This window comes from Fructobacillus broussonetiae (assembly GCF_018437275.1).
In the GTDB taxonomy this organism is placed as follows: domain Bacteria; phylum Bacillota; class Bacilli; order Lactobacillales; family Lactobacillaceae; genus Fructobacillus; species Fructobacillus broussonetiae.
In genome coordinates this window covers 30,371-45,743 of record NZ_JAAMFK010000004.1, presented here as the reverse complement: position 1 = coordinate 45,743, position 15,373 = coordinate 30,371, and the positions used below count along the sequence as shown (strand labels likewise).

11 protein-coding genes are annotated in these 15,373 nt (G+C 46.3%); 4 read left to right on the top strand and 7 right to left on the bottom strand.

Annotated features, from left to right (window positions below; all coding sequences use genetic code 11):
* Positions 1-10: 10 nt before the first annotated feature.
* Positions 11-2,545 (bottom strand): M1 family metallopeptidase, encoded by a 2,535-nt coding sequence (locus tag G6R29_RS03920; protein ID WP_213809055.1) that lies wholly within the window; start codon positions 2,543-2,545, stop codon positions 11-13.
* Between the two features lie 176 nt (positions 2,546-2,721).
* Here G6R29_RS03920 and G6R29_RS03915 point away from each other — a divergent pair, with 176 nt between their 5' ends.
* A complete protein-coding gene (locus tag G6R29_RS03915) occupies positions 2,722-4,791 on the top strand; it encodes a cation:proton antiporter (RefSeq protein WP_213809054.1) in 2,070 nt (689 codons plus the stop codon).
* 70 nt (positions 4,792-4,861) lie between these two features.
* Here G6R29_RS03915 and G6R29_RS03910 read toward each other — a convergent pair whose 3' ends face one another.
* The 5 genes from G6R29_RS03910 to G6R29_RS03890 form a co-directional block, all read right to left on the bottom strand.
* Positions 4,862-5,467, bottom strand: coding sequence for a DUF1054 family protein (locus tag G6R29_RS03910; protein ID WP_213809053.1), 606 nt, complete (start codon positions 5,465-5,467; stop codon positions 4,862-4,864).
* A complete protein-coding gene (locus G6R29_RS03905; protein ID WP_213809052.1) occupies positions 5,451-6,308 on the bottom strand; it encodes a YihY/virulence factor BrkB family protein in 858 nt (285 codons plus the stop codon). The genes G6R29_RS03910 and G6R29_RS03905 overlap by 17 nt, the downstream gene beginning before the upstream one ends.
* 68 nt (positions 6,309-6,376) lie before the next feature.
* Positions 6,377-7,738 (bottom strand): FAD-dependent oxidoreductase, encoded by a 1,362-nt coding sequence (locus tag G6R29_RS03900; protein WP_213809051.1) that lies wholly within the window; start codon positions 7,736-7,738, stop codon positions 6,377-6,379.
* A gap of 101 nt (positions 7,739-7,839) precedes the next feature.
* Positions 7,840-8,556: a VIT1/CCC1 transporter family protein gene (locus tag G6R29_RS03895; protein WP_238476874.1), complete on the bottom strand. Its 717-nt coding sequence runs from the start codon at positions 8,554-8,556 to the stop codon at positions 7,840-7,842.
* A 12-nt stretch (positions 8,557-8,568) separates the two neighbouring features.
* Positions 8,569-9,243: a VIT1/CCC1 transporter family protein gene (locus tag G6R29_RS03890; RefSeq protein WP_213809050.1), complete on the bottom strand. Its 675-nt coding sequence runs from the start codon at positions 9,241-9,243 to the stop codon at positions 8,569-8,571.
* A 130-nt stretch (positions 9,244-9,373) separates the two neighbouring features.
* Here G6R29_RS03890 and G6R29_RS03885 point away from each other — a divergent pair, with 130 nt between their 5' ends.
* The gene (locus tag G6R29_RS03885) at positions 9,374-9,784 is read left to right on the top strand and encodes a Fur family transcriptional regulator (protein ID WP_213809049.1); all 411 of its coding nucleotides are present in this window, start codon (positions 9,374-9,376) and stop codon (positions 9,782-9,784) included.
* Positions 9,785-9,849: 65 nt separating this feature from the next.
* Here G6R29_RS03885 and G6R29_RS03880 read toward each other — a convergent pair whose 3' ends face one another.
* Positions 9,850-11,901 (bottom strand): peptidoglycan D,D-transpeptidase FtsI family protein, encoded by a 2,052-nt coding sequence (locus tag G6R29_RS03880; RefSeq protein ID WP_213809048.1) that lies wholly within the window; start codon positions 11,899-11,901, stop codon positions 9,850-9,852.
* A 107-nt stretch (positions 11,902-12,008) separates the two neighbouring features.
* Between G6R29_RS03880 and G6R29_RS03875 the strand changes: the two genes are divergently transcribed.
* Both G6R29_RS03875 and greA read left to right on the top strand, forming a co-directional pair.
* Entirely contained in the window at positions 12,009-14,618 is a 2,610-nt protein-coding gene (locus tag G6R29_RS03875; protein ID WP_274381047.1) for a YfhO family protein, read from the top strand.
* A 78-nt stretch (positions 14,619-14,696) separates the two neighbouring features.
* Positions 14,697-15,188, top strand: a complete 492-nt coding sequence (gene greA / locus G6R29_RS03870; RefSeq protein WP_213809046.1) for a transcription elongation factor GreA — start codon at positions 14,697-14,699, stop codon at positions 15,186-15,188.
* Positions 15,189-15,373 lie beyond the last annotated feature (185 nt).

The following is a 15,373-nucleotide window of genomic DNA, read 5'->3' as shown; positions in this document are numbered from 1 at the left end:
CTCTGCAAAATTATTTGACCAACCCTGCCAACGCCTTTGCAACGTCAGCCTGTTGATTTTCGACCAACTTTACTCGGTTTTCGATTACCACGCGGTCAACAATGATTTCGCGGGCAATTCCTGGTTGGTCTTCCTTTGGTGTGAAGAAGTCGTTGAAGGCATCTAATTGCGCCTGAGTCTTCAACGTCCGAGACATCACCGTGATGTAAGAAGAAAACGACATGTCACCACCGAGGCGGTCTTCCAACCATCCCCAGTTCTTCGTAACAAAGTTCCAGGCCATATCCTTACCCTTGGCATTTGCCAAGACACCACCGAACCAGTCACGCAAATCTTGTGGCTTAATAACGGAGGCGTCCATGAAGTAGGAAACTAAGGTCTTCAATTGCCCTTCTTCTGGGCTCGTGACCAAAGCGGCACGCAAGTCGCGCTTCAAAGAAGCGTTACTTGTATCAACGTAAGCCTTGACCATTTCGTCGAAGGTTTCTTGGCTGTTGTAGTTTGATAATTCATTTTGAAGAACTTCCGTTCGACCATCGGCCGCCAAAGCTTCAATGCTCGTCGCAGAGGCATAGCGAGAATGCGCATCCTTTTGCATTTGGCTGTTTTGACCAAAGAGTGCTGCTGAAATAACAACCGGACGCATCAACTCGTCGGACACAGAATCTGAAGCCTGTTTGTCGAATCCAAGGCGTTCGTAGCTGTCTTCAGACAACGTTTTTGCAAAGGCCTTCAAATCCTTTTCCAACTGGCTACCAGCTTCCGCAAAGACCTTAGCCTGACCAATCACTTGGTAGACAAAGTTTTGAACCAATGCGGAGTCAGAGCCCTTCAACTTTGGCAAAACCGGCAAGATATCAGCAATTCCCACTTGTCCTGCTTGAGCTAAGAACAACTGGTTTTGCAAGAACTGTGCCTGATCGATGGCTGACATCTGAGCCAAACCTTCAACCTGTTCCGCCGTGATTTCATCGTCGTATGACACGATGTAGTGGCTGGCGTTTCCAACGTTCAGACGGAATGGCCCATCGGAAGCCGCCTTCAACTCTTCCCAGTCGCCCAAGTCCAAGCTCTCTTCTGAAAGCAAGGCTGGCAAACCGTCAACAGAAGCCGCCAACGGCACTGCCCAACGGCGGTTATCATTTGCTGGCTTTTCGCCCAAGACAAATGGCTTTTGGCTAACCTTCACGCGACCGTTTTCGACAGCCACGTGAATTTCAGGGTAACCCGGTTGGTCCAACCAAGTCTTCATAACGGCCCCGATATCCTGACCAGATGCTTTTCCAAGTGCGTCCCAGAGGTCGTCACCCGAAGCATTGCCATAGGCCTTCTTTTCAAAGTAGGCCTTCAATCCCTTGCGCAAGGCATCATCACCAATGAGTGAACGAACCATGACGAGCAAACGCGCCCCCTTCGCATAAACGATGGCTGGATCAAAGAGCGCGTCGATTTCTTCTGGGTGGTGCACTTCAACATGAACGGATTGCACACCAGGAACAGCGTCGCGCTTCAAAGCTGCCTGTGCATCCTTGGCGTTGAAGCTTTCCCAAATCTTCCAGTCGGGTTCGATGGCATCGATGCAGACGAATTCCATCATGTTGGCAAAGGATTCGTTCAACCAGAGTTCGTCCCACCACTTCATCGTGACAAGATCTCCGAACCACTGGTGTGCCAATTCGTGGGCAATCACTGTGGCTACTACTTGTTTCATTGAGAGCTCGGTATTATCCGGGTCAACCAAGAGATAGGCCTCACGGTAAGTGACCATCCCCCAGTTTTCCATGGCACCGGCTGAGAAGTCCGGCAAGGCAACTTGCAAGGATTGGGCCAATGGATATGGTGTTTGATAGTAATCTTCGTAGAAATCGATGGAGCGCTTAGCGATGTCTAAGGCAAAGTCCATATCCTTTGCAGGGTGGGCCTTCGTTGCGTAAACACCAACCTTGATGCCTGACTTCGTTTTCGTTTCGATTGACTGGAAGTCACCGAAAGCAAAAGCAACCAAGTACGTTGACATCTTGACGGTCTTTTCGAAGTAGTGCACACCGTCTTCCACCTTCACTTCCGGCGTGTTTGAGATGGCAACTTCACCCTTCTTTTCGTCAAAGGAGAGCGCGAGTTCAAAGGTCGCCTTTGCTTCTGGTTCATCGATTGATGGGAAGGCTTGGCGGGCAAAGTAAGTTTCAAACTGCGTTGACACAACCTGCTTATCTTCACCATTCTCCTTGTAATATGAAGGATAAATTCCATTCATGTTATCCGTCAAAGGTGCCGTATAGGCCACTTCAATTTTAACTGAACCGTCCTTTGGGCTTTCAAAGGTGAACTGATCGTTTTTTCTATCCATGTCGAAGGCAACGTCTTCACCGTCAACTTTCAATGATGAAATCGTCAAATCGTGTTGGTGCAAGGCCAAGTCTTTTTGCTTTGCCTCACCAGTAATTACTGCCGTTCCAGTAATGAGCTTTTCTTCTCGGGACACGTGAATCTTCAGATCATAGTGTTCCGGCTGAAAAATCTCGTAGAGTCGTTGAATTGATGCCATAGCTTTTCCTCTCCTTTTATTAAAGAATTATGATAAAAATATCGCTTAGCCTCAGTATAGCGAAAGCCCTCCAAAAAAGATAGGGTTATTTTTAAGAATTTCAATCTTCCTTGTTTGGTACTAAAAACCCTTCTATAATAGTAATTAATGAAACACTGTCACAGGAAAGGACTCACATGACGACACTCTATTTGATCGCGTTACTCTTAGTTGCGGTTATCGCAGCAAACATTGTTAAACCCTTCATCCCCCGGGTGCCAGAAGCCCTCGTGTTAATCGTGGTTGGAGGATTATTCACCTTCATTCCGGTCTTCAAGAATTTTGAACTCGATCCCGAGTTCTTCTTATTCCTGATTATCGCGCCATTGATGTTCCAGGAGGGACAAGGCATCTCTTTTGCGACGATGAAAAAACATTTCAACGCCATTTTCCAACTGTCGGTTATTTTGGCCTTGTTCGTTGTTGGAATCGTAGCCTTCGTTACGAACAAGATTCAGTCTGCCTGGCCGTTAACCCTTGCCATCGCCTTAGCCGCCATCGTTGTGCCAACGGATGCCGTGGCCGTCAAATCAATGACAACTGGTTTGAAGATGCCAAAGGGATTGAACCAATCACTCGAACTCGAATCACTCTTTAATGATGCAACGGGTATCGTATTGTTAGACCTCGCACTCTCCGTTTATCGAGAAGGTCACTTCAGCTTACCAAACGCCATTGGCCACTTTGCCATCGTGGCCCTTGGTGGTCTGATTATCGGTGCCCTCGCTTCTGGATTAATCGTGGCCTTGCGCCTATATCTTTCATTCCACGCTTCTTCGGCACAAGCGACAACCATCCCACTAAATATTTTGACACCATTTGCCATCTACTTGTTGGCAGAACACTTCCACTTGTCAGGGATTTTAGCTGTGGTCGCTGCAGGTATTGTCCACAATTACGAAGAATCTCGTTTGCAATTGATTGCGACGGAATCCCGCGTTGTATCAGGAACAATTTGGCAAACACTGACGACCCTCTTAAACGGAATCGTTTTCGTTATCTTAGGTTTGTCCATCCCACGGATTTTAAAGTTCATCGGTGATTTCGGCTTCAATAAGTCATTTGCCCTCTTCTGGTTGGCTATCATCATTTACGCTATCATGTTCGCCGCTCGCTTCGTCTGGGTATCATTCCAGAAGCAGGACCGGTTGGTCGGCTTCTTCGGTAAACACCAAACCAAAGACCGGATTCACCGTGCCCAAATCTTTGGAATTGCCGGTGTGCACGGAGCCGTAACCTTGGCTTTGGCTCTCTCATTGCCAAATACCATCAACGGACGACCATTACCATTCTTGAACGAAATTCTTTTGATCGCGACGTTGGTTATCTTGATTTCACTTCTGGTTGCCACTTTTGCTTTGCCAAAGCTCCTAGATGATGAGGAGCTTGCATACAGCGAAGAGGAATTAAATAACACCCGTTCTGAAATGATTGACTCCGCCATCATTAAGGTCGAACAACGCATTGCTAACCACGACGTTAAAACAGCCATTGCTCAGACCTTACAAACGCAAAAGCTCACCATTGCTCAGCCAAATCCTCACAGTGAGCAAGCGTCAATCGCATTGTTGACCAAAATTTCTGATCAATTGCAGGAACGACTGGATCAAATGATTGAAGAAGGATACGACCAAGACGTCGTTGATCGCTATACCCGTTTCCTGCAACGCGGTCTTCTTTCACCCGCTATTTCTCGTCATCCGCTCGTTCGAATCAAGCAGAGCCTTCACCATCTTCGTCACGAAATTGCTTGGCACACAAAAACACGCACCTTCACCAAGGGACAGCGTCAACGTTACCGCGAAGCAATGATGGAAAAGGATCCGACACGTGCTCAGCAGGTTCGTGAATGGAAGAATGATCGTGAAGCGATGCTTTCCTTGAACAAAGAGATGAAAAAGACTGCTGACGCCCTCTTAGCTAATGTCTTGAAAGAAGAACTTGAAACGCACGAACACACTGAAAACGTGGCCCCTGTTCGTAAGCTACTCGACCGCTTCTTCCGTATTGTTAACCACGACTACCGCAAGAAAGCAGTAGCCGTCGACACAGCCGAATACGTACAGGCTTTTGCGGACGAGTATTCCTACTTATCTGTGCAATTAGCGGCCGGACAAGTCAAACCTGCAGTAGCCAACGAATTGTACAACGAAATTAACCAAGCACAGACACTGCTCCTCATGGAACAAGAAAATCATGAAGAATAAGTTTTAGTCGATGCACATAAAAAGCAGTAAACCTTATCGAAAGGCTTGCTGCTTTTTGTTTCGTCAATGATTAGTCGGCCAACTGTTCGTACAGTGGTAACAATTCTTTCAAGGTATCCAAGAGTACCTTTGTTAACTTTTCGGAGTCATCGAAGAGCGGACTGTCCTTTGGAATTTGGCGCCCGATCAAGACTTCTGCGGCCTTAACCCGACCGTAACGAGTCACGATTTCACCATACTCTGACAATTCGTGGCGGTTATTATCCATGTGATCTTGTGATAGCACGTAATCAGATGGCAACTTAGATACTTCGTCGGACAAAGCCATCATTTGTTCAGCCAAACGAGGGCCGTCGGCCTTGACCTTCTTCATATTTTCTTCAATGGCCAGATAAAAGTACAAGTGGTCATCCCAGAAGCCAAGTTCAAAGTGGGCTTCCATTTTATAACCACGCTTGTTTGGTGCGAAGGCTACCCATGTGTTTTCAGGCGGATTCACCTTACGCATCTTGTGTTTGGCCACGTGGGCCACCCAAGGACGGCCGTCAGCATTTAGGATTGGCATAGCCAAATCAGCGAAAGCTTCAAACTTCGGGTCAATGACGGTTCGGACTTTGTGCATTCGCCCCTCGAGGGTTTGATCATTAAAAATATCAAAATCAGTCTTCTGAAACATTTTTCTTCCTTCCAATTCCATTGAAGCCCGAAAGCCAATTAATCAAGACAAAACCGGTGACCAATACTGAAGCAACAAGGTTCAACCAAAGTAGGAACACAATGATGGAAGTCAATGACTGGTAGAAACCATACTTTCCAAATTGAAGGTTTGCAACCAGCGCAAAGACTTTGTTTAGGGCGTTTAGGGCAACTAAATCAAAGAGTGAGCCAAGCAATGATGCCCGAAAAGGCGCCCTTGCTTCCTTAGTTGGCAGCTCGTAGTTCATCCATATCAAGACAACCCAAAGACTGAACATTAAAATCCAACGAGTCGGCTTTACCCAGAATTCTAAACCAGTCCATTGTTGAATATAGACACCTAGGATGTTTCCGGCAAAGATAAGCACCGTGAGGACCACAACCATCAAAACCAGCCAGAGAAAAGACCAGAGTCGGGCCAAAATTGGCAAAAACGGCTCTTCGACATCTGCAACCCGGTTAAAGGCTTCGCGTAAAACAGTAATCACACGGGACAAAGCCCAAATAATAAAGATCAAAGAAATCGACCAATAAGACTGTGTATTCCCGTGCGCCACGGAATTTAAGATTGGATGAATAAACTCCGTAACCGATTCTGGGAAGAAGTCTGTCATCATTTCCGTCAATCGAGATGTTGTCACATTCAAAGCCGAAATGACAAGGACAACGGCAATCAATAACGGGAACAAGGTTAACAAAACATAGTAGGCAAAGGTTGGACCTACAAGGCCGATTTGAGCTCGAGAAAAGTAAGTAACGAGGTCATTAACATGGAGTAGACGATCAAGCTTCGCCCACCATTTTTTAATTCGATTTATCATAGTCCCTATTATATAAAAAAAGAACGTCCTTAGGGCGTCCTTTTTTCACTTTAGAATAACAATTCAGATTAAACAGATGGCGTTTGACCCAAGGCAACTTGTGCGGCCAAGTTCAAAACAGACCATTGACGGTCGAATCCAGGTTGGAAGAAGAAATCAGCTTCAGCCAAGTCTTCCAATGTCATCTTACCCTTGATAGCCAAGGCAATCGTGTTAGCATGGGCCGTTACATCAGCCGTTGACAACACTTGTCCACCCAAGATGGCGTGTGTTTCTGGTTGGTAAGTCAACTTCACCCAGATTTCAGGGTTTCCATCGGTAACGAATTCAGGACGAACCGTTGCGTGGTACAGAGAACTAGCCGTCTTCAAGCCCATCTTTTCAGCATTGTTGGCGTTCACACCAGTTGAAGCCAACTTGTAATCAAAGACAGTCAAGGCTGATGAACCATTTACACCAGCAAAGGCGCGTTCTGGTTGATCAATCATGATGTTTTCAACCACGTAGCGGGCTTCACGACGAGCCGTCGTTGCCAATGCGATTGGTGCTGGTTGGCCAGCAGGCGCAAAGAGTGGCAAGATAGCATCACCGATGGCGTAAACGTTCTTAGCGTTCGTGCGCAAGTAAGGGTCGGTCTTGATCCAACCACGTTGGTCCAAGTCAATCGTTCCCTTCAAGTATTCTGTGTTTGGCTTAACACCCGCGGCAACGATAACCAAATCAGCGTCAAAGTTTTGACCGTCATCAGTCACAACTTTTTCAACTGCACCGTTTCCTTCAAATGATGAAACTGTGTGACCCAAGTGGAGGTTAACCCCTCCGTCCTTCAAAGCCTTAGCAATTGGTTCTGCCAATTCTTCATCCAAGCAGTTTCCCAAAGGACGCTTAATCATGTCAACAACCGTCACGTTCTTGCCAGCTTCAGCAAAAACTTCAGCCGCTTCAATACCGATGTAACCAGTTCCAACAACGACAACGTTCTTTACTGAGGCGTCCTTAACTTTGTCATCAATCTTTTGTGCCCAGTCACGACCACGCATCAAGAAGACGTTGTCCAAATCAGCACCATCAACTGGTAACGTCATTGGCGTAACACCGGATGAAATGATCAACTTATCGTAAGAGTCCGTGAATACTTCCCCAGTTTCAAGGTTCTTCACTGATACTTCTTGCTTGTCAGTATCAACTGATTCAACCAAGTGAGACTTCAAAACCTTTCCGCCATATTGTTCGATATCGGATTCCTTAAAGTTACGAACATCATCACGCTTCGTAACCTTACCTTCGAGGAACAATTCCATTCCACAAGACATGAATGAGATGAAATCTCCTGCTTCGTAGACGGTAACGTCTACGTCTGAGTAACGCGTCAACAATTCGTGTGCTGATTCGTGACCACCGTGTGATGCACCAATAATTACAACTTTCATTTCAATCCTCCATAAATATCACTTTAACTGACACCTATTATAGTGTCTTTCATCACATAAGAAAAGCCCGAATTTCGAAAAATCCAGACTAAACCAATTGTTTAGAATAGCAACCCGATGCCGTAGTGAATAGCAATCGTCACTAAACCAACCCAAATATTTCTCCAGACAGCACGGCCAATCATTCCCTGTGAGAAGACAGCTGAGAGCAATCCGGTCAACGCTGAAGCAACAACCGTTGCTAAGATTGCGGCCAAGTATTGGTATTCAACCGGGAACACCAAGAGGGCAATCAAAGGCAAGGCACCACCCAAAGCAGCTGAAAAAGTCGAAGAGAAGGCGGCAGACATTGGTGAAACGTAGTGTCCCAATTGCATGTCATACTTTACGGACAGCACCGTTTCCAATGGCTTTTCGGCCAACAATTCGCAGGCGATTGCCTTCGCCGTTTCTGGGCTCACACCACGGTCGGTGTAAAAGGCCTGAACCGTTTCAACTTGCTCTCCGAAGGCTTCCTTCAAACGGGCACGTTCAAGCGTTTCAGCAACCTTTTCTGAGTCTGCTTGTGATGAAACCGCAGCAAACTCTCCTGAACCCATTGAAAGGGCGCAGGCCAACAAATCAGACAAACCAGCGAGCACGATAACCAAGCGGTTTGAAGTTGCGGCAGCAACCGAGAACACAACACCAACAACGGTTAGGATTCCGTCGTTTGATCCAAGAATCCCAGCTCGAATAGCGTTCAAACGCTCTTCCATTGTTTGTCCGGACTTTTTCTCAGCCCGCTTCTTTTGCCAATTCATAAATAATGTCAACATGGTCAATCTCCCTTATTTGAAAAGTGTTCCAATCAAGAACGTGACGACCATCGTCAAAATTCCTGAAATCAAGTTACGAATAGCACCCTTTGTCCGGTTCGCCCCGTTAACAACGGCAGCCATGTATCCTGTCAAAAGCAAGGCAATCAAAACAGCTAAGAACGTCGCCATGATACGAAGATTTGGCGTTGCTAAAGCCATGAAGGCCATTGGTAACGCGGCACCAGTTGGGAAAGTAACAAAGGAAACAAGGGCTGCTCCCCAAGCTGAAACTTCAGACTTCAATGAGAATCCGTGACGTTCACGAACCGTCGTTTCCAACGGATCCTTCTTCATCATTTCTTCTGTGGCCTGTTGAGCTAACTCTTCAGAAATTCCATCACCCTGGTACTTTTCTTTAACAAAGTTAAACTCCTTATCGTAATCTGCTTTAAGGGCTTCTTCTTGACTGTGACGAGCCTTTTGTTGTGCATCGTGGGATGATCGCACGGAAACGAATTCACCCATGGCCATTGAGACCATACCGGCCAAAGTCCCGGCAAAACCTGATAACATAATTGCTCCCAAGCTTTGCCCGGCTCCGGCCACCCCGACGATGATTCCGGCAACCGACAAAATACCATCGTTACCACCCATCACGCCGGCACGCACCAAATTGTTGTGCGCCATTAATGATTGCTTTTCCATAGTTCTTCTCCTGGTTAGTTAGAATGAATCTAAATTATTTTACCAAGAAAAATACTATATGTCAATCTTTTGTATTGTTTCATTCTAATGTTATAATTGAAATGTAGTTAATATTAGCTAGGAGGTTAACATGCTGAATCCATTAAAATCGGTTCTTCAAGAACACAAGCTTAAGGCAACTAGTCAGCGCCTGACCTTGCTAGAATATATGATGACTCACGACACCCACCCAACGGCGGAAATGATTCACAACGATCTTCCTCATATTTCTTTGGCCACGGTGTACAACACCTTGGAAAAGTTTGTTGAGAAGAAGTTAGTCGTCATTATTGATGGCATCTCAGACGGTAAGCGCCACTACGACGCTGCTGACCACCCGCACTACCACGTAATTAACACAAACACTAATGAAATTATTGATGCCGCAAACTTCGACCCAGCCTCATTGATTAAAGCCGCACAGGCTGCAACTGGTTTGAAGATTACCGATTATCGAATCGATCTCTACGGAGTAGAACCTGATGACAAGGCAAACAACTAAATATAAAAAAAGATCGCTCATTTCTTAATTGAAATGAGCGATCTTTTTTTTATGTGCTTGATTGATTACTTAACGGCTGAGTCCTTTGAAATGACCATCGACCAGAAAGCATTAATAATTTCGCGGGCAATGCGTCCGTTCGTACCATCCAAGTAAGAATCCATACCGGGAATAGCCAATGACATGGCAAACGGTGTTCCAGGGACGTAAACGACCATGGATTCCGTATAGGTTGTCGCACCGTTTGTCTGTGTTTCGGCAGTACCGGTCTTTGCATAAACCTTCGGATCCAAACCATGAAGAGATGAACCCGTGTTATGAGGGTCAGAACCGTTAGCAACACGGTTCATTCCATCCTTAATCACTTGCCACTCATCGTCTGACAACTGAACTTGTGACTGCAGTTGTGGTTGTGCCGTCCAGACGGTGTTCAAGTACTTTGCCGCCTTGTCGGTTTGCAAAACAGAACCAACCAAGTGTGGTTGAACAAGATAACCCCCGTTGGCGATTGCTGAAACGTAGCGAGCCAACTGCAAAGTCGTGTAAGAATCATACTGACCAAAAGATTCGAAGAGATACTTACCGACGTTTTCACCCGTTGTCAAACCACGGTAACCAGCTGTCTCCCCTTCCAAATCAATTCCGGTCTTTGTACCCAGGCCAAACTGCGCAAGGCCATTACGAAGCGTCTGAAAGGCGTCTGATCGTAGGTGCAGGGTATCGTTTGCCTTATAGGTCTGGCCACCGATTTTCATTCCCAATTGAACGAAGTAGGTGTTGGAAGAACGTTCCAAGGCGGTTTTCGCATCGATTGAAACAGGATTTCCACTCTTATTCCAGTATGACGTAATCTTAGGCGTTCCTTGAATACTAATCCCCTGATCATTCATCGTATTGGAAGTAGGTGTCACGATTCCCTTTTGGAAACCAGTTGCCAGGATGGCAGGCTTCACAACGGATCCCATGACAATGGCCCGGTTAATGTTTCCAAGCTGGTCAGCGTTCTTGGCGCCCGTTTGAGGATCCTTTGTCACACCAGCCATGGCGTAAATACCACCATTGTATGGATTAATGACCGTTGAGTAAGCACCTTGGGCGTTTCCTCCCGGCAGGTTATCCTGCAGGATTTGTTGCACCTTCTTCTGGAATTCAGCATTAACCGTCAACTTCAGGGCATCCCCAGCCTGTCCAGCATACTTCAAATCAGAAGTCTTGATGTTTCCCATCGTCGTTACCGTCGTTTGGGAAGGTGACCCCTTCAGCAAGGATTCGTACTGCTTTTCCATGGCAGAGGTTCCAACTGGTTCGTTGTGGGAATATCCCTGGGCCAAAAGGCGGTGCAAACGGTCTTCTGGAAGACCGGCCGCTTCGTTAGAAACCGTACCAGTCAAAGACTTGAAGTCGTCTCCTTCTGGATAGTTTCGTGACCAGGCTTCACCAATCTTAACACCTGGCATTTCTGACAAACGTTCGGCGATTTTTGCCATCGCATCATCGGAAATGTCGTTTTCCTTGATGTATGTCGTTGAAAGAGCAGAGGCACCTGACATCTTTTGGAAAATCATGGCAACGTTGTCGTCGACTTTACCATCCGCAATCTTTTTATCCATTACGTACTTGGCCATCGCGGTGTTTTGTTCAGTGCTAGACCATTCGGAGTAGGTCTTACCGTACTTTTTCTTCAAGGTTTCTTGAATCTTCGTCGCCTTATCAGGGTTCGATACTAAGTAGTAGTCAGCCTTAGAGCGAGCGTTCATGCGACTCGTGTCAATCGAAATATACTTAGCTAATTCCTTGGCAATGGATGCAATCTTGTAGGTCGTCGTTGAGGAACCACGGGTGTATGTAATGGCCGGTGAGGCTTGGTTTCCAGTAATCACCTTACCAGTGGAATCGTAGATCAAACCACGTGGCGCGTTTCCTTTTTCGACGGTTTCATCGGAACGGGTCACTTCGGATTGGTAGCCGGCTCCTTGCTTAAGCGTCAAAAAGGCCAGTTGGATGAGGAGCGCAGCGATTAATGCGACGACCAATCCCAAAAGCAGTTTCAGACGGCCCGGTAAGTTGGCTCGGGCGTCGTTTTTATTTGCATCTTCTAAATAGCGGTTGCGATTCATGATATATACTTTCCATTATTTTAAGATAAAATGAGTAATCTTCTCTACTTTACCATATTGCTAGATTTTTCCGCTAAAAAAGCGTGTATTTTTGGTATTCTTAACTTATGAAATCTTTTAAGCAATACCTTTATTCAGCCTTTTTAACTCCTTTGGCGCTTTCCTTTTGGGCGCCTTTTTTCATCATGCTGTTTTACTTTGTATACAGAGGAATGGCCCCCTTCGGTTCATCCACGATTCTGACCGTTGATTTAGGTCAGCAGTACTTGGATTACTTTGCGCAGTTCAAACACACTATTTTACAAGATCCGAGCGCCTTCCTTTATTCTTTTTCAACAGGACTTGGTGGCAACATGGTGGGCGAATGGTCTTACTACTTGATGTCGCCCTTTAACTTGTTGTTTTTGATTGCAACAACCAAGAGCTTGCCAGCGTGGATTCTTGTCGTCACGGTGCTGAAGATTGCTTCTGCAGGTTGGACGATGGGCTTCTTTTTGAAGAAGATGGATTGGCTTTCAGGATATTATCTGCCAATCTTTGCCATCAACTATCCCTTGTCAGCCTGGTTCATCGCAAATGATTTGAATTTGCTGTGGCTGGATACGGCCATTCTCCTGCCATTACTTATTTGGTCCTTGCATCACTTGGTGAGAACTGGCAAAGTTCGCCCCTTCCTCTTTTTGTTGTTGGCCACAATTCTAACGAACTATTACATCGCTTGGATGGTGGGGCTTTTCGTTATTCTCTACCTCCCATTCTTATTACTTGATAAGCAGTCCATCACGAATGTATGGAAGAAAAGTTGGAAATTCATTTCAACAGGCGCAATCGCCGTGTTGTTGTCGGCCTGGTTGTGGCTGCCAACAGTTAGTCAGTTGCAGCAGGGAAAAACAACGCATGCTGTCCACTGGACACTTGGATTTGAGAACAACCCATTGGATTTGTTGCTAAAGCTCATCCCGGGCTCCTTTGACTTTGACCAGATGCAGAGTGGCCAGGCAAACTGGCTGGTAGCGCCAATCATTTTCTTTTTTATGTGGGCTTTCTTCTCAAACAAACAAATCCGCATAGCACAGAAAATGGCGGCCGGATTGGCGTTGGCCATCCTGGTGCTGGCAACGACGTGGACGCCCCTCGTGCTGCTCTTTCACGGTGGTCAGTATCCGATTTGGTACCCGGCCCGCTTCTCATTTCTGATTTCCTTTCTACTCATCGTGATGGCGGCAAAGGGCTTTGATGAAAACTGGATGCCGTCGATTCCAGCAAGGGCATTCTTTTTGATTGCAACGCTGGGTATCACGGTGTACGGATCGCTTCAGATGAGCAAGGTGTCCTACATTGATAAGGCGGAGTTGCTGGTGTTCTTGTTTGGGTACTTGCTGGTATTTTTGACCCTCCTTTTTGTCACTGAAAAAACGCTGCGCTTACCTGTGCTTGGATTTTTGACCGTCCTCTTCTTGCTTTTAAACGCTGCTCTAACGCTGAATCACATCGCGTATCTCAGCACTGGAGAATATCAAAAGGGTGCAAAGATTGTGAGCGATGTCGATCCAGCACTGAAGCAGAATAAGTCCTTTTACCGCGTGGCCCAAGGATTAGGACGCACGTATAACGACGCCTACCTCGGTCATTTCAACGCCGGCTCACACTTTTCTTCTTTGTTGTCAGCGAAGTCTTCCACCTTCTACCGAAACATCGGACAGATCTCTGGGGATTCGAAGCTTTCCTATAATAATGGAACGACCATCACGGATTCCCTTTTGTCTTTCAAGTACTACCTGGCACCAAGCAATTCTTACGATAAGCAGCCTCATAGTATTAAGAAAAGCACCCGTCCCGATCACAACACGGCTCAGGTGGTCGCTTCTGGTCAGAACTGGCAACTAAAGGAAAATAAGTCAGCACTCCCCATTGCCTATGCAGCCTCCACGGATGCATTGAAAACACCGTTAACCGTTCGCTACCCATTAGCAAACCAGGAACGCCTGTTGACTCATCTAGCTGGAAAGCCCGATGAAATTTTCTTAAGCCAAAAACCAATGGCCATTACCTACCTCGATAACATGGAAAAACCCGAGCGTATAACGGGCGGCTTATTGCATCCAGTGGACAAGAAAAAGAAAGCAAGTGCGACGTTGACTTTTACACCTGACAGCAACGACCCTTACTACTTAAACTTGGGCGGGGCATTTGACCTATCAGGCGTAAAACTCGTCCTAAACGGCAAGGTCCTCACGCAGGAGACGGGTTACAACCACACGGTTGCTTTGAACCTTGTAAAGGACGCCAAGGGCCAGGAGCAGACCCTCTCCATCATCATGAACAAGGGTGTGAAGAGTCGCTACCTCGATGACTTTGCCCTCTATTCATTCAACCAAGAAGCCGTTCGAAAAGACCTCCAGCGTTTGCAAACACACCAAATGACCGTCACGAAGCGGAACAGTCGTCGCATCGAAGGAACGGTTGAAACGACAAAGGACCAGTCACTCTTGATGACAAGCATTCCAGCCGAAAATGGTTGGCAGGCACGTATCGACGGCAAGAAGGTTGCCACAAAGACCGTCGCCGACGGTTTGTTGGCTGTACCGACAACGCCAGGAAAACACCAGGTCACTCTAACTTACACACCGCCGTACTTTGATTTAGGGCTGGTAATTTCTGGATTGACTGCTCTTCTTGGCCTGTTTGGTGTTATGATAAATAAAAGAAGATTCTAACTTGCACCGGGACTATGCCCGTGATATAGTCAGTTTGCTGTATTTTTTATGCCTAAGGCATTGAAAGGATGAAATTGCATGGCGGAAGAAAAAACATTTCCAATGACGGCCGAAGGTCGTGACAAACTACAAGCTGAGGTGGAAGACTTAATCACACGTCAGCGCCCAGAAATTACGAAGCGAATCCAAATCGCCCGTTCATACGGTGATTTGTCTGAAAACTCAGAATACCAATCAGCAAAGGACGAACAAGCCTTTGTTGAAGGACGTATCGTTACCTTGCGTAAGATGATCGAAAACGCCGAAATCATTTCTGCTGACGATTCAGCTGCTGACGAAGTGGCCATGGGTAAGAGCGTTACCTTCCAAGAATTGCCTGATGAAGAACCTGAAACTTACACGATTGTTGGTTCAGTCGAAGCTGACCCAATGTCAGGTAAGATTTCAAACGAATCACCAATGGCTGCCGCTTTGATCGGTAAGAAGACTGGTGAAACAGTTAAGGTTCCATTGCCAAACGGCGTGGACATCGAAGTTAAGATTCTTGAAGTAAAGCAAGACGAAGCTTAATTTAAATCAAAAGGACCACTTATAAGTGGTCCTTTTTCTTTTGCTTCTGGAAAAAGCACTGTCGTCCATTCTTGCAGAGGCCACGCTTCTCTTCCTTAATCCTTGCAGCCTCACCACGTTTTTTTCGGATATCCGTTACGCACACCCCTTCTATAAGCAAAACAAAAAGCAGGCTGAATCAAACT

Coding starts and splice junctions, on each gene's coding strand:
- G6R29_RS03920 (WP_213809055.1), bottom strand. CDS start 2,545: ATGGCATCAATTCAACGACTCTACGAGATTTTTCAGCCGGAACACTAT.
- G6R29_RS03915 (WP_213809054.1), top strand. CDS start 2,722: ATGACGACACTCTATTTGATCGCGTTACTCTTAGTTGCGGTTATCGCA.
- G6R29_RS03910 (WP_213809053.1), bottom strand. CDS start 5,467: ATGTTTCAGAAGACTGATTTTGATATTTTTAATGATCAAACCCTCGAG.
- G6R29_RS03905 (WP_213809052.1), bottom strand. CDS start 6,308: ATGATAAATCGAATTAAAAAATGGTGGGCGAAGCTTGATCGTCTACTC.
- G6R29_RS03900 (WP_213809051.1), bottom strand. CDS start 7,738: ATGAAAGTTGTAATTATTGGTGCATCACACGGTGGTCACGAATCAGCA.
- G6R29_RS03895 (WP_238476874.1), bottom strand. CDS start 8,556: ATGTTGACATTATTTATGAATTGGCAAAAGAAGCGGGCTGAGAAAAAG.
- G6R29_RS03890 (WP_213809050.1), bottom strand. CDS start 9,243: ATGGAAAAGCAATCATTAATGGCGCACAACAATTTGGTGCGTGCCGGC.
- G6R29_RS03885 (WP_213809049.1), top strand. CDS start 9,374: ATGCTGAATCCATTAAAATCGGTTCTTCAAGAACACAAGCTTAAGGCA.
- G6R29_RS03880 (WP_213809048.1), bottom strand. CDS start 11,901: ATGAATCGCAACCGCTATTTAGAAGATGCAAATAAAAACGACGCCCGA.
- G6R29_RS03875 (WP_274381047.1), top strand. CDS start 12,009: ATGAAATCTTTTAAGCAATACCTTTATTCAGCCTTTTTAACTCCTTTG.
- greA (WP_213809046.1), top strand. CDS start 14,697: ATGGCGGAAGAAAAAACATTTCCAATGACGGCCGAAGGTCGTGACAAA.